We start from the raw sequence: 14,911 nt of genomic DNA on the forward strand, positions 1-14,911 counted from the left end.
AACTGGTCCGTGCTCATTCGGACCGGATCTGGCAACAAGCGCCCAGCGCTGGAGCACAAGTGACGGAAAGCGTCGAAGCGAAAGCGGACGACGAATCCGCCGCCGGAACCCCTGAGGGTCCCAGCGGCTACGCGGCGGCCCGGCTGCGTCTCCTCAACGAGGAGGCGCGGTCCGGGCCGCCGCGCCGTTCCGCCCTGTCGGGACTCACCGACAGATGGCTGGCGGGGCTGGCCGCGGGCGCGGCCGGGGAGACCGGCGTCGCCGGATACGCCCTGGTCGCCGTCGGCGGCTACGGGCGCGGCGAGCTCTCCCCGCGCAGCGACCTCGACCTCCTGCTGCTCTACGACTCCTCCGTCGCCAAGGACCGGATCTCCGCGCTCGCCGACCGGATTTGGTACCCGGTCTGGGACCTGGGCCTGGACCTGGACCACTCGGTCCGCACCGCCGCCGAGGCCCGCGGGACCGCCGCCGAGGACCTCAAGGTCCAGCTCGGGCTGCTCGACGCCCGGCACATCGCGGGCGATCCGTCCCTCACCGCGTCCCTGCGGACCGCGACGCTGGCCGACTGGCGCAACCAGGCCCCCAAGCGGCTGCCCGCCCTGCACGAGCTGTGCCAGGAACGGGCCGAACGCCAGGGCGAGCTCTCCTACCTGCTCGAACCCGACCTCAAGGAGGCCAGGGGCGGGCTGCGCGACGCCACCGCGCTGCGCGCCGTCGCCGCGTCCTGGCTCGCCGACGCCCCCCGCGAAGGGTTGGAGGAGGCCCGCACCCGGCTGCTCGACGCCCGTGACGCCCTGCACCTGGTCACCGGCCGGGCCACCGACCGGCTCGCCCTCCAGGAACAGGACCAGGTCGCCGAAGCCCTCGGCCTGCTCGACGCCGACGCGCTGCTGCGCCAGGTCTACGAGGCCGCCCGCACCATCAGTTACGCCGCCGACGTCACCTGGCGCGAGGTCGGCCGGGTGCTGCGGTCCCGCGAGGCGCGCCCGCGCCGCCGCGGTCTGCTCGGCATCGGCCGCTCCGGCCCGGCCGCCGCCCCCGCCGAGCGCACCCCGCTCGCCGAAGGCGTCGTCGAGCACGAGGGCGAAGCCGTTCTCGCGCTGGCCGCGAAGCCGGAACGTGACCCCGTACTGCCGCTGCGGGCCGCCGCCGCGGCCGCCCAGGCCGGGCTGCCGCTCAGCCTGCACGCGGTGCGCCGGCTGGCGGCGGCCGCCCGCCCGCTGCCGGTGCCCTGGCCGGCCGAGGCCCGTGAGCAGTTGCTCACGCTGCTCGGCGCGGGCGAGGCCACCGTCCAGGTCTGGGAGGCGCTGGAGGCCGAGGGGCTCATCACCCGGCTGCTGCCGGACTGGGAACGGGTCCGCTGCCGCCCGCAGCGCAACGCCGTCCACCGCTGGACCGTCGACCGGCACCTCGTCGAGACGGCGGTCCGCGCCTCCGGTCTCACCCGCCGCGTCGGGCGCCCCGACCTGCTGCTGATGGCGGCTCTGCTGCACGACATCGGCAAGGGCTGGCCCGGCGACCACAGCGAGGCCGGCGAGGTCATCGCCCGCGATGTCGCCACCCGCATCGGGTTCAACCCCGCCGACGTGGAGACGCTGGCGCTGCTCGTCCGCCACCATCTGCTGCTCATCGAGACCGCGACCCGCCGCGACCTCGATGACCCGGTGACCGTGAAGGGCGTCGCCGACGTGGTGCGCGACAACGGCACGCTGGAGCTGCTGCACGCGCTGACCGAGGCCGACGCGCTGGCCACCGGCCCCGCCGCGTGGAGCAACTGGCGTGCCTCGCTCCTGGCCGACCTGGTCAAACGGGTCGCGGAGCTGCTCGCGGGCGGCGAGGTGCCGGAGCCCGCCACCGCCGAGCCGACGGCCGAGGAGGAACGCCTCGCCGTCGAGGCCGCCCGCACCGGCGGCCCGGTGCTCGCGCTGCACGCCCATGCCGAACCCGACCCCGAGGGCGGCGACGAGAACACCCCCGAGGGGCTGGGCGTCGAGCTGCTGCTCGCCGTCCCGGACCGGCCGGGACTGCTCGCGCAGGCCGCCGGGGTGCTCGCCCTGCACCGGCTCACCGTGCGCGCAGCCGACCTGCGGTCCGTCGACCCGATCGGGGAGGGCCCGGTGACGCTGCTCAGCTGGCGGGTCGCCGCCGAGTACGGTGCGCTGCCGGAGGCCGCCCGGCTCCGTGCCGACCTGGGGCGGGCCTTCGACGGTTCGCTCGACATCGAGGCACGTCTCGCCGAACGCGAGGCGGCCTATCCGCGCCGTCGCACGCTCGCCGCGCCGCCGCCCCGGGTGACGGTCGCCGCCGGCAGCTCCCAGGTCGCCACGGTGATCGAGATCCGCGCCCAGGACGCACCGGGACTGCTGCACCGGATCGGGTACGCCCTGGCCGCGACCGGGGTGAACGTGCGCTCCGCCCGCATCAGCACGCTCGGCGCGAACGCGGTCGACGCGTTCTACGTCGTCGGCGCGGACGGCGCTCCGCTGGGCGAGGTGCGGGCGGCGGAGGTCGCCCGCGAGGTCGAGCGGGCGCTGCGCTGAGCCCCGCGGTCGTCCGTCGCCGGGCAGGCTCAATCCCGCCTGCCCGGCGATGGAGGGCACACCAGCGGATACCCTGGGGGACGACCACCGCCAACCCCTGACGCGAGGACCCGCAACCACCGTGTTCGATACCCTCTCCGATCGCCTTGCAGCGACGTTCAAGAACCTCCGGGGCAAGGGCCGCCTCTCCGAGGCGGACATCGACGCCACCGCGCGCGAGATCCGTATCGCCCTGCTGGAAGCGGATGTCGCGCTCCCGGTGGTCCGTGCGTTCATCAAGCAGGTCAAGGAGCGGGCCTCCGGGCTCGAGGTCTCGCAGGCGCTGAACCCGGCGCAGCAGGTCATCAAGATCGTCAACGAGGAGCTCGTCGGCATCCTCGGCGGTGAGACCCGCCGGCTGCGGTTCTCCAAGCAGCCGCCGACCGTGATCATGCTCGCGGGTCTGCAGGGTGCCGGTAAGACCACCCTGGCCGGAAAGCTCGGCCACTGGCTGAAGAGCCAGGGCCACGCCCCGCTGCTCGTCGCCTGTGACCTCCAGCGCCCGAACGCCGTGACCCAGCTCTCCGTCGTCGCGGAGCGCGCGGGTGTCGCGGTCTTCGCGCCCGAGGCGGGCAACGGCGTCGGTGACCCGGTCAAGGTCGCCAAGGACTCCATCGAGTTCGCGAAGTCCAAGCAGTACGACGTGGTCGTCGTCGACACCGCCGGCCGGCTGGGTGTCGACGAGGAGCTGATGCGGCAGGCCGCCGACATCCGTGACGCCGTCAGCCCGGACGAGATCCTCTTCGTCGTCGACGCGATGATCGGCCAGGACGCGGTCAACACCGCCGAGGCGTTCCGCGACGGCGTCGGCTTCGACGGTGTGGTGCTCTCCAAGCTCGACGGTGACGCCCGCGGTGGTGCCGCGCTCTCCATCGCGCATGTGACCGGCAAGCAGATCATGTTCGCCTCCAACGGCGAGAAGCTCGACGAGTTCGACACCTTCCACCCGGACCGGATGGCGTCCCGCATCCTCGGCATGGGCGACATGCTCAGCCTGATCGAGAAGGCCGAACAGACCTTCTCGCAGGCCGAGGCCCAGAAGATGGCCGAGAAGCTGGCCAAGGGTCCGAAGGAGTTCACGCTCGACGACTTCCTGTCCCAGATGGAGCAGGTCCGCAAGATGGGCTCCATCTCCAAGCTGCTCGGCATGCTGCCCGGCATGGGGCAGATCAAGGACCAGATCGCCAACCTGGACGAGCGCGACGTCGACCGCACCGCCGCGATCATCAAGTCGATGACCCCGGCCGAGCGCCAGGACCCGACGATCCTCAACGGATCGCGCCGGGTCCGCGTCGCCAAGGGCTCCGGCACCGAGGTCAGCGCGGTCAAGAGCCTCGTCGAGCGGTTCTTCGAGGCCCGCAAGATGATGTCGCGGATGGCCCAGGGCGGCGGCATGCCCGGGATGCCGGGGATGCCCGGCATGGGCGGCGGCAACAAGAAGAAGAAGCAGGTCAAGCAGGCCAAGGGCAAGCAGCGCAGCGGCAACCCCATGAAGCGCAAGGCGGACGAGGCGGCGGAGGCCGCCCGCCGTGCCGAGCAGGCCGACAACCCCTTCGGCGCGGCAGCCGCTCCGGAGGCGCAGAACTTCGAACTCCCCGACGAGTTCAAGAAGTTCATGGGCTGACGCCCTCCCGCACCGCAGCGGAAGAGCGCCCCCAGCAGGGGGCGCTCTTCGCGTCCGGGGCATGATGGCGCCATGCGCGTATCCATCCGAGAACCACGACCGGGCGACGCCGACGCGTACGCCACGGCCGTCCTGCGGTCCGCCGATCATCTGAGCCCGTGGAACCCTGTGGATCCGGACGGTTTCCACGAGCTGCTGCGCCGCCAGGGTCCGTCGTTGCGCACGTTTCTGATCATCAACGACGAGGACGGCGGCATCGTCGGCAAGGTCAATGTCGCGAACATCGTCCGGGCCCGGTTCCGCAATGGCGTTCTCGGTTACGACAGCTACCTCCCGTACGCGGGCACCGGCCGGATGACCGAGGGTCTGCGGCAGGTCGTCGACCGCTGCTTCACCAGCTATCCCGACGGTCTCGGGCTGCACCGGCTGGAGATCAACGTGCAGCCGGACAACGGCCGCTCCCTCGCCATGGCCAAGCGGCTCGGCTTCCGCCATGAGGGCTTCTCACCGCGCATGCTCTATCTGAACGACGACTGGCGTGACCACGAGCGCTTCGCGCTCACCGCCGAGGAGTGGCCCGGCGCCTGACCCGTCCCGCCGCCCGTCCGGGCACGGCGCGGCCGCGGACGGCGTCAGCGGAAGTCGGCGGCGTGGTCGGCGGCCCATTCGCGGAACGTGCGCGGGGCGGTGCCGGTGAGCTCCTCGACGGTGGAGGTGACCGGCTCGGGGGACCCTGCCATACCGGCCCAGGCCGTCAGGACCGCGTCCACCCCCGACGGCGGCAGCCAGGCCAGCATCTGCTGCCGCTTCTCCGCGACCGTCATCTCCTCGAACCGCACCGGGCGGCCGATCGCCTCGCCGATGGCGTGCGCCTGCTCGGCCTGGGTCACCAGGGCGGGGCCGGTGAGCACGTACGCGGCGCCCGCGTGCCCGGCGTCCGGGCCGTCCGTCAGTACGCGGACGGCGGCCGCCGCGATGTCCCGCTCGTGGATCAGCGGCCGGGCCAGTGCCCCGTTCAGATCACGGACGACGCTGTCGGCACGGACCTGCTCCGCCCAGCCGAGGGTGTTGGACGCGAAGCCGACCGGGTGCAGGAAGGTCCATTCGAGGCCGGACCGTTCGATCAGCCGTTCCATCCCGCCGTGGAACGCGGTGATCGGATCCGTCGGCCCGTCCGTCCGCTCCTGCGCTCCCGGCATCGAGAGGTAGACGATGCGGCGCGCGTGCTTCCCGACCCGCTCCAGGACGCCGGGCGCCGCCTCGGTGGTGAGGAACGGCCAGACCAGGAAGACGGCGTCGACGCCGTCGAGCGCCGCGTCCAGGCTCCCCGGATCCGACAGGTCCCCGGCCACGGCCTCGACGCCGGCGGGCAGCCGGGCCGCGCCGGGGTCGCGGGTCAGGGCGCGGAAGGCCGCGCCCCGGCCCAGCAGTTGGGACACGACCTGCCCGCCGACTTTGCCGGTTGCTCCGGTGACCAGGATCATGACGCTCTCCTTGATGATCTCTCGCGTGCTGCTCGGTATGTGGTGTTCAGCCTGCGAGTTGAACCAAGGTTGAAGTCAAGCGCCGGGCAGCCGGGACTTTGACGACACGGCCTAGGCGTCGTGGTACGCCTCGACCTCCCACAGTGAGTAGCCGTAGACGGTGCCGCGCCTGGTCAGATAGATCCGCAGGTACCGCCCGGAACCGCTGAGGCCGGTCAGGTTCTGGGTGCCGCCGGAGGCGCTGGTGGTGGAGTAGACCGTGCTCCAGGACGTGCCGTCGTCGGACAGCTGGATCTGGAACGCCGTGGCGTGGGCCGTCTCCCAGGTGAGCTTGACGCGGTTGACGGCCCGGCTGCTGCCCAGGTCGATCCGCAGCCACTGCGGATCGGAATAGGCGCTGGACCAGCGACTGGCGTAGCTGCCGTCCACCGCGCCCTCCGCGGGGAAGGCGGGCGTCTCGGTGCTGGAGACGGTCACCGGGCGGCCCAGGGCCAGGTCGCCGGCGGCGGTGTCGGTGGGCCAGCCGGGCGGGCGGCCGACGGTGGTGACGATCGGCTGGAACTCCGCCAGCGTCGGGACGAGTCCTGGGGAGCCCCAGGTCTGCTGCGCGAGGGCACGCATCGGGGTCATGATGCCGGCCGCCGTCTGCTGCTCGGTCTCGGCGTTGGGGTTGTCGCACCAGACGTGCAGCACCGAACCCCGGTTGCGGGACGGGTCGGTGAGGGTGGTGCCGCCCTGGAAGATCTCGGGGTTCCAGGTCTCGTACATGTACGGGGTGTTGGGCTTGTCGCCGCCGTACACGTAGTAGGTCGGCGTCCAGCTGGAGTTCATGACGGTGTGGCCCGCCGCGACGAGCTGCTGCGGGGTGAGCCCGTAGTTGAACCAGTAGTCGACGGTGATGTCGGCGTTCGGGGTGATCGTGCCGTCGCCCTGCTTGATGCCGTCGTTCCACATCCGCATCGTCTTGCCGCCGGCCCGGACGATGCCGTCGGCCCAGTTGACGAAGCCGTAGTAGACGTCCTTGGCGGTGGCGGCGGGCCCGTAGTGGGCGCGGGCGTAGCTGAGCAGCTGCGGGTAACTGGCGTAGTTGGTGACGTACTCGTCCGCGCCCAGGTGCCAGTACTTGGCGGGGAACAGCGGCAGGTACTCGGTGATCAGATCCTGGATGAGGGTGTAGGCCGCCGGGTTGGACAGGTCGATGTACTGGTTGCTCGGTGTGCCCGCGCTGTTGACGAGCCGCAGTTCGGGATGGGCGGTCAGCGTCGTGTTCATATGGCCCGGCACGTCGATCTCGGGCACGACGGTGACGTGGTACCGGGCGCCGAGCGCGATGAGATCGGTGATCTCCCGCTTCGTGTAGTGCGCGGCGGAGGTGATCTCGGGGTGGCTGGTGCTCTCCAGCCGGAAGCCGTAGGTGTCGGACAGGTGCAGGTGGAAGTAGTTCATCTTCAGATAGGCGAGGTCCCTGATCTGGCCCTGGAGCCAGGGCACGGTGAAGTACTTGCGCCCGACGTCGACCATCAGCCCGCGCTCGGCCTTGGCGGGCCAGTCGCGTGCCGTCCCGGCCGCGATGGTGGGGGACTGCTTGAGGAGCTGGAGCACCGAGCGGGTGCCGTAGAAGGCCCCGGCGTCGGCCCGGGCCCGGACGGTGACGGACGAGCCGACGGTGAGGGCGTAGCCCTCGGTGCCGAGCGTGGTGTCCGTGGAGCCGAGGGTGAGGAACAGGTCACCGGGCCGCACGGCGGAGGCCGGGCCGCTGACCAGGGTGACGGTCCGCCCGGTGAGCTGTGTCAGATCGTCGGCGAAGACCCGCCCGGTGGTGCCGAGCGCGGACGAGTAGGCGCTGTCGGCCACGACCCGGCTGGCGGGGCCGAAGGTGTACGCACCGCTGCCGGCGGTCCACTGCTGGAGGGCGGGGATGGTGCGTGGCACGGCGCCGGCGGCGTGCGCCGGCCCCTGTGCGAGCGGTACGGCGAGGGCGAGCAGCAGGCCGAACAGCACGCCGAGAACGGCGGCCGGCCCGCGGGAGAAGCGGGCGTGGGGGGAGAACCGCATGGTCGAGGACTCCTGCCTGAGAGGGATGACGCGGGAGTGGTCTGGACAACTCGGTGCCTCACCAAGTGCAGCGATGCCTCCTGTACATGTCAAGAGTCCCGGATATGCGGGCGTCGGTGGTCAGACCGGCGGACTGCCGGGGATCTTCGGCGCCAGATAGCGGGCGGTGATGCTCCGCGGCGACCGGGCGACGAGCGCGGGAACCCCTTCCGCGACGATCCGCCCGCCCCGGTCGCCGCCCCCCGGACCCATGTCGATGATCCAGTCGGCACCGGCCGCCACATCCATGTCGTGCTCGACCACGACGACGGAGTTCCCCGCGTCGACGAGCCCGTGCAGCCGGCGCATGAGCAGTTCGGTGTCGGCCGGGTGCAGCCCGGTGGTCGGCTCGTCCAGCAGATAGAGGGTGTGCGAGCGCGCCCCGCGGCCCGCGCGCTGCAGTTCGGCCGCCAGCTTGATCCGCTGGGCCTCCCCGCCGGACAGCTCGGTGGCCGGCTGGCCGAGCCGCAGATAGCCGAGCCCGACCTGTTGCAGGGTCCTCAGCGGCCGGGCCGCGGCGGGAACGTCGGCCAGGAAGTCGTACGCCGCGTCGACCGTCATCGCCAGGACGTCGGCGACACTCGCGCCGCGGTAGGTGATCTCCAGGGTCTCCGGCCGGTAGCGGGCACCGTGGCAGGTCGGGCAGGGGGCGTAACTGCCGGGCAGGAAGAGGAGTTCGACGGCGATGAACCCCTCGCCCTGGCAGGTCTCGCAGCGGCCGGTGGCGACGTTGAACGAGAAGCGCCCGGCGTTGTAGCCGCGCTTGCGTGCCTCGTCGGTGGCCGCGAAGAGCTTGCGTACGGCGTCGAACAGACCCGTGTACGTCGCCAGGTTGGACCGTGGCGTGCGGCCGATGGGCCGCTGGTCGACCCGTACCAGCCGGCCGACGGCCTCGAGGCCCGTCACCGAGGTGGCGTACGAGGCAGCGCTTCCCCCGCCGGCCGGGACCTCGTCCGCTCCGGCCTCCTCCGGATCCTCCTCGGCGGACGTTCCCAGGTGTTCCGTCAGGACATCGGCCAGCACCTGGCTGACCAGCGTCGACTTCCCGGACCCCGAAACACCGGTCACCACCGTGAAGACCCCGAGCGGCACCACCGCGTCGAGGCCGCGCAGATTGTGCCGGGTGACACCGTGCAGCCGCAGCAGGCCGGACGGTTCGCGCGGTACGCGCGCGGCGGCCGGCGGCCCCTCGGGGAACAGGAACCGGCGGGTCTCCGATTCGGCGACCGACGCCAGCCCGGCCACCGGACCGCTGTGCAGCACCCGGCCGCCGTGCTCGCCCGCCAGCGGCCCGACATCGACGACCCAGTCGGCGCGCGCCACCACCGCCATGTCGTGCTCGACCACGAAGAGCGAGTTCCCGGCCGCCCTGAGCCGGTCGAGCACCGTCAGCAGCGCCTCGGTGTCGGCCGGGTGCAGCCCGGCTGACGGCTCGTCGAGGACGTAGACGACGCCGAACAGCCCCGAGCGCAGCTGGGTGGCGAGCCGCAGACGCTGCAGTTCGCCCGCCGAGAGCGTCGGCGTCGGCCGGTCCATGCTCAGATAGCCCAGCCCCAGCTCGCCGAGCGCCTCGATCCGGGACACGAGGTCCCCGGCGATCGTGCCGGCCACGGAGCCGGTCCCATGCGGGGTCTCCCGCAGCAGCCGGGCCAGTTCGGTGAGGGGCAGGGCGGCCAGGGCGGCGATGTCCCGGCCGGCGAAGGTGACCGCCAGCGACTCCGGGCGCAGCCGCCGCCCGCCGCACACCGGGCAGGGCGAGCTCGTCATGAACCGCCGGACCCGTTTGCGCAGCGCCTCGCTCCGGGAGTCGGCGAAGGTGTGCAGCACATAGCGCTCGGCGCTCATGTACGTGCCCTGGTAGGGGCGTTGGATGCGGTCGGCGTCCCGCACCGGGTGGACGGTGACGACCGGCTGCTCCGGTGTGAACAGGATCCAGTCGCGCGCCTCCTGCGGCAGCTTGTGCCAGGGCGCGTCGATGTCATGGCCGAGCGCGTCGAGGATGTCGCGCAGGTTCTTGCCCTGCCAGGCCCCCGGCCAGGCGGCCACCGCACCCTCACGGATGGTCAGCGACGGATCGGGGACGAGCGAGTCCTCGCTGACCCGGTGCACCGTGCCCAGCCCGTGGCACTCCGGACAGGCGCCCGCCGGGGTGTTGGGGGAGAACGCGTCGGAGTCCAGCCGCTCGGTGACGCCCGGCGGATAGCTGCCGGCGCGTGAGTACAGCATGCGCAGCGAGTTCGACAACGTGGTGACCGTGCCCACCGAGGAGCGCGAACCCGGCGCGGACCGCCGTTGCTCCAGGGCGATGGCGGGCGGCAGACCGGTGATCTCGTCGACCTTGGGTGCGCCGATCTGGTGAATCAGCCGCCGCGCGTACGGGGCCACGGACTCGAAGTAGCGGCGCTGCGCCTCGGCGTAGATCGTGCCGAAGGCGAGCGAGGACTTGCCGGAGCCGGAGACCCCGGTGAAGGCGACCAGCGCGTCCCGCGGCAGGTCCACATCGACCCCGCGCAGATTGTGCTCCCGCGCGCCGCGCACCCGGAGGTACGGATCGGTCATCGGGCTCCTCTCCGTCCCATCGGGGGGTGCGGCGGCAGGAAGCTACCGGTTGTGACCTGATCGTACGATTTACTCCGGAATTGGCGCGAGCGGCGCTGGCATCGGAGTGCCATGGGTGCTGCCACGGAGGCGTGGAACCGGGTGCCGCCCCGTCAGAAGCCCCGGTGTCCGGGGCGGTCGGCGTGGTCCGCGGATGTGCCGTACGCCCGCGGGGTCGCCTCCCCGCGGGCGTACGGCACGGAGTTCAGACGCGGGCGACCACGTACCGGAAGACGTTCTCCATCCGGACCGTCCCGTCGGCCCGCCGGTACGGGTGCAGCGCCTCCGCCAGCTCCTTCTCCACCTGCGGCTGGTCGGTGGCCTCCGCGGCCGGGTCGAACAGGCCGGTGGAGAGCAGTCCGCGGACCGCGCTGTCCATGTCCGGATAGCCGAAGGGGCAGGCCACCCGGCCGGAGCCGTCCGGCCGCAGCCCGGCGTCCCGGGCCAGCTCCTCCAGGTCGTCGCGACCGCTGAGCCGGCTCCTGACCGTGTGGCCGCGCGGCTCCGCCAGCCGCGCCGCGACACACAGCACCCGGAAGGTGGCACATCGCTCGGAGGGACCCCAGCCGGCCAGCACCACGGGACTGCCGCGCTCCGTGAGCCGGGCCGCCGCCGTCAGGTCGGGCCGCAGTTCGTCGCAGGGCGACGCCGGATCCAGCGCCGTCACCATCGTGAACGGCGCGGCCGCCCGGTCCGCCGGGCGGACGGGACCGCCGAAACGTAACTCCGCGCGGGCCCTGCGCCGGGCCGGAGCGCCCCACCGCGGTTCGGGGAGCAGCCGCTCACGGGCGAGCGCGAGCCGGCGTTCGTCGGGATCGCAGCCGGTGACGGCCGCGCCGCGGGCCGAGGCCATCAGCAGCGCGAGGCCGGATCCGCAGCCGAGCCCGAGCAGCCGGGTGCTGGGGCCGACGTCGAGCCGGTCGTACACGGCCTCGTAGAGCGGTACCAGCATCCGCTCCTGGATCTCGGCCCAGTCCCGCGCCCTGGTATCGGCGCGTGTTCTGGATCCGCGAACGAGCGTGGGTGTCATCGGAGCCGCCCCAATCAGCCGAGTCGCCGTCCTCGTGTGCCCCCCGGTGCTTTGTGCATGTCCCCGAAAGCCAGACAACTCCGGTTTTGGGCTCCCGTCCAGAGGGCGGCCCGATTCACGTCCGGCGGTCATCGCCCCGTAACATCTGCGGCATGGCAAAGCCCCCCGTTCTCACGCCTCAGGCGGTCGACTTCCCCCGCTGGTACCAGGACCTGGTCAACAAGGCCGAACTGGCCGACAACGGCCCGGTGCGCGGCACGATGGTGATCCGGCCCTACGGATACGCCCTCTGGGAGCGGATGCAGCAGGAGATGGACGCGCGCATCAAGGACGCGGGCGCCCAGAACGCCTACTTCCCGCTCTTCATCCCGCAGTCGTACCTGACGCGCGAAGCCGAGCACGTGGAGGGCTTCGCCCCCGAGCTGGCGGTCGTCACGCACGGCGGTGGCAAGGAGCTGGACGAGCCGATCGTCGTCCGCCCCACCTCCGAGACGATCATCAACGAGTACTTCTCCAAGTGGGTGCAGAGCTACCGCGACCTGCCCCTGCTGATCAACCAGTGGGCGAACGTCGTCCGCTGGGAGATGCGTCCGCGGATCTTCCTGCGCACCACCGAGTTCCTCTGGCAGGAGGGCCACACCGCCCACGCCACCTACGAGGACGCGCGTGCCTACGCCGCGCGGATCCATCAGGACGTGTACGCCGATTTCATGGTGAACGTCCTCGGCATCGATGTGGTGCTCGGCCGGAAGACCGCCAAGGAGCGCTTCGCCGGCGCGATCAACACCCTCACCCTCGAGGGCATGATGGGCGACGGCAAGGCCCTGCAGCTGGGCACCAGCCATGAGCTGGGCCAGAACTTCGCGAAGGCGTTCAACACCTCGTACCTGTCGGGCGAGGGCAAGCAGGAGCACGTCTGGCAGACCTCGTGGGGCGTCTCGACCCGGATGGTCGGCGGCCTGATCATGTCGCACGGCGACGACAACGGCCTGCGCGTCCCGCCGCGGCTCGCCGCGGTCCAGGTGGTCGTGCTGGCCATCAAGGGCGACGACACGGTCATCGCCAAGGTGCACGAGATCGGCGCCCGCCTCAAGGCGGCCGGGATCCGCGTCCAGGTGGACGCCCGTACCGACACGCCGTTCGGCCGCCGGGCCGTGGACTGGGAGCTCAAGGGCGTTCCGGTGCGTGTCGAGGTCGGTCCGCGCGACCTGGAGAACGGCACCGCGATGCTGGCCCGCCGGATCCCCGGCGGCAAGGAGCCGGTGGCGCTCGACGCGCTGGAGGCCCTGATCCCCGGGATCCTTGAGGAGGACCAGGCACAGCTGCTGCGGGAGAGCCTGGAGCGCCGCGAGTCGCGCACCGTGGACGTGGCGACCATCGGGGAGGCGGCCGAGGCCGCCGCCACCGGCTGGGCCCGCATCCCGTGGGCCGATCTCGGTCCGGAGGGCGAGGCCAAGCTGGCCGAGCAGAGCGTCTCCGTGCGCTGCCTGATCGCCGAGGACGGCACCGTGCCGGACTCCGACGACGCCCCGGGCACGCTCGCGGTCGTAGCCCGCGCGTACTGAGTCCTGCGCACCGATCCCACGTACTGAACTCTGTACGGATCGGTACGGAGTTCCGTGCGGAGCTCGCGGGCTGGGCCATTACCGCTGGTCGCTGACGGTCCTCCGTCGGTAGCCGAAGGTAGCTGGCCGGAAACGGTCGTAATTTTTCGGTGATACGTCCCGACTTCGGGGCGGGTGTTCGGATTCTCCACTATCCTCCGCTCCCGCCCCGCGCCGGACGCATCCTCCGGAACTGACCGATGAGTGCAAATTATTTGGGGTGGCCCGGAATCGGAACACTGGGCCACCCCGGCTCGTTGTCACGGCGTGAGCACGACACCACCAGTTCTCGCCGCCGAGCTGGCAGTCGCGTGGGCCGACATTCAACGGCACCACCCCGAACTGCCGGATCTGGCCGCGCCAGAGTCCCTTATCGGAGAGTCCTCGTCCGCCTGCGGGACCGAGCTCTCCTTCGAAAGGCTGCTCCACGAGGCCGTGCACGGAGTCGCCGCAGCACGCGGCGTCCGTGACACGTCGCGAGCCGGCCGCTACCACAACCGCCGTTTTCTGGCGATCGCCGATGAATTGGGCCTCGACCATGCCGAGGAGCCGCATCCCAGCAGCGGCTTCTCCCTGGTCGGTCTGCGCCCCGACACCAAGAAGCGCTATCGAGCCACCATGGACCGGCTGCACCGGGCCCTGAAGGCACACACCGTCGCGACCACCGCGGACACGGGACGCAGTTTCCGCGGTCCGGCGGCGCGGCACGGTTCGTCCGGTGGGGGAGTGCGGGTCAAGGCCGTCTGCGACTGCGGGCGCAACGTCCGCGTCGTACCGTCCGTCCTCGCCCAGGCGCCGATCATGTGCGGGGCCTGCGGACAGGCGTTCCGGATCCCGGAGGTCGTCGGCGCCGGCGTCGGGTGAGGTGAGCCGAAGCCGCTGGTCCGCTCGGATTAGCCGGGCGTGTCACCGTGTGGCAGAATAGCCAGCTGAGAACTCGACAGCCGTGCAGGAACCCTCTCTCCTTCGGCTGACGCGTCCGCTGGGCGCACGAATCCCACAACCCCACGTGGGTGTCCGCTGTGCCCAACCTCGTCAATTCCAGGAGAACCCACTCCCGTGGCAGTCAAGATCAAGCTGAAGCGTCTGGGCAAGATCCGTTCGCCTCACTACCGCATCGTCATCGCCGACTCCCGTACCCGCCGTGACGGCCGGGCCATCGAGGAGATCGGCCTGTACCACCCGGTGCAGAACCCGTCGCGCATCGAGGTCGACACCGAGCGTGTCCAGTACTGGCTGGGTGTCGGCGCACAGCCGACCGAGCCCGTGATGGCCATCCTCAAGGTCACCGGCGACTGGCAGAAGTTCAAGGGCCTGCCGGCCCCGGCTCCGATGCTCGTCGCCGAGCCGAAGGCCGACAAGCGGATCCTCTTCGAGGCCGCTGCCAAGGACGCCGGCAACGAGCCCAAGGGTGAGGCAATCACCCCGAAGGCCAAGAAGGCGGAGAAGGCCGAGAAGAAGGCCGATGACGCTGTCGAGGCCGCTGTTGAGGCCCCGGCCGAGACCACCGAGGCCTGAGCATGCTCGAGGAGGCTCTCGAGCACCTCGTGAGAGGCATCGTCGACAATCCCGATGATGTGCAGGTGTCTGCGAAGACCCTGCGCCGCGGGAGCGTCCTCGAGGTCCGGGTCCACCCGGACGACCTCGGCAAGGTGATCGGCCGCAACGGCCGCACCGCACGCGCTTTGCGTACTGTCGTGGGCGCCCTCGGCGGCCGTGGCATCCGCGTCGACCTCGTCGACGTGGATCAGGTCCGCTGAGACCAATGCAGTACCGGCACGGGCCGGGGGCGGCGATTGCCGGCCCCGGCCCGTTGTCGTGTTCCGGGACGGATCGTCGTGAACGGATCCGTCCTGCGGGAACAGGTTCTTCCGTGCGTGAACAGATTCTTAGTGAAG

Annotated in this window: 11 protein-coding genes; 7 read left to right on the forward strand and 4 right to left on the reverse strand. The window is 71.5% G+C overall.

The genetic code is table 11. The features are described 5' to 3' along the window. Positions 1 to 59 precede the first annotated feature (59 nt). From C6N31_RS34835 to C6N31_RS34845, 3 genes are all read left to right on the forward strand, one after another. On the forward strand, positions 60 to 2,540 hold the full coding sequence (locus C6N31_RS34835; RefSeq protein ID WP_138356454.1) for a [protein-PII] uridylyltransferase: 2,481 nt from the start codon (positions 60 to 62) through the stop codon (positions 2,538 to 2,540). Positions 2,541 to 2,661: 121 nt separating this feature from the next. Beyond that, positions 2,662 to 4,203, forward strand: a complete 1,542-nt coding sequence (gene ffh / locus C6N31_RS34840) for a signal recognition particle protein (RefSeq protein WP_138356453.1) — start codon at positions 2,662 to 2,664, stop codon at positions 4,201 to 4,203. Positions 4,204 to 4,275: 72 nt separating this feature from the next. After that, positions 4,276 to 4,791: a GNAT family N-acetyltransferase gene (locus tag C6N31_RS34845; protein WP_138356452.1), complete on the forward strand. Its 516-nt coding sequence runs from the start codon at positions 4,276 to 4,278 to the stop codon at positions 4,789 to 4,791. 44 nt (positions 4,792 to 4,835) lie between these two features. Here the strand turns inward: C6N31_RS34845 and C6N31_RS34850 are convergent, their stop codons facing one another. The 4 genes from C6N31_RS34850 to C6N31_RS34865 form a co-directional block, all read right to left on the reverse strand. Beyond that, a complete protein-coding gene (locus C6N31_RS34850) occupies positions 4,836 to 5,687 on the reverse strand; it encodes an NAD(P)H-binding protein (protein ID WP_138356451.1) in 852 nt (283 codons plus the stop codon). A gap of 111 nt (positions 5,688 to 5,798) precedes the next feature. Next, a complete protein-coding gene (locus tag C6N31_RS34855) occupies positions 5,799 to 7,742 on the reverse strand; it encodes a glycoside hydrolase family 20 protein (protein WP_138356450.1) in 1,944 nt (647 codons plus the stop codon). 120 nt (positions 7,743 to 7,862) lie between these two features. Continuing rightward, positions 7,863 to 10,340 carry an excinuclease ABC subunit UvrA gene (locus tag C6N31_RS34860; RefSeq protein WP_138356449.1) on the reverse strand — a complete coding sequence of 826 codons (2,478 nt, stop codon included), beginning with the start codon at positions 10,338 to 10,340 and terminating at the stop codon, positions 7,863 to 7,865. 244 nt (positions 10,341 to 10,584) lie between these two features. After that, positions 10,585 to 11,409 (reverse strand): SAM-dependent methyltransferase, encoded by an 825-nt coding sequence (locus C6N31_RS34865; protein ID WP_138356448.1) that lies wholly within the window; start codon positions 11,407 to 11,409, stop codon positions 10,585 to 10,587. A 152-nt stretch (positions 11,410 to 11,561) separates the two neighbouring features. On the opposite strand from C6N31_RS34865, the gene proS reads away from it, so the two are divergent. The 4 genes from proS to C6N31_RS34885 all read left to right on the forward strand — a co-directional run bounded on the left by proS (position 11,562) and on the right by C6N31_RS34885 (position 14,773). Continuing rightward, positions 11,562 to 12,974: a proline--tRNA ligase gene (gene proS, locus C6N31_RS34870; protein ID WP_138356447.1), complete on the forward strand. Its 1,413-nt coding sequence runs from the start codon at positions 11,562 to 11,564 to the stop codon at positions 12,972 to 12,974. Positions 12,975 to 13,280: 306 nt separating this feature from the next. Further along, positions 13,281 to 13,877 carry a hypothetical protein gene (locus C6N31_RS34875; RefSeq protein ID WP_138356446.1) on the forward strand — a complete coding sequence of 199 codons (597 nt, stop codon included), beginning with the start codon at positions 13,281 to 13,283 and terminating at the stop codon, positions 13,875 to 13,877. 195 nt (positions 13,878 to 14,072) lie between these two features. Then, on the forward strand, positions 14,073 to 14,531 hold the full coding sequence (rpsP, locus tag C6N31_RS34880) for a 30S ribosomal protein S16 (protein ID WP_138356445.1): 459 nt from the start codon (positions 14,073 to 14,075) through the stop codon (positions 14,529 to 14,531). Positions 14,532 to 14,533: 2 nt separating this feature from the next. Then, complete coding sequence (locus C6N31_RS34885; RefSeq protein WP_138356444.1) at positions 14,534 to 14,773, forward strand: RNA-binding protein; 240 nt, start codon at positions 14,534 to 14,536, stop codon at positions 14,771 to 14,773. The last annotated feature ends 138 nt before the right edge of the window (positions 14,774 to 14,911 follow it).

Source organism: Streptomyces fildesensis (genome assembly GCF_016107395.1).
GTDB lineage: Bacteria > Actinomycetota > Actinomycetes > Streptomycetales > Streptomycetaceae > Actinacidiphila > Actinacidiphila fildesensis.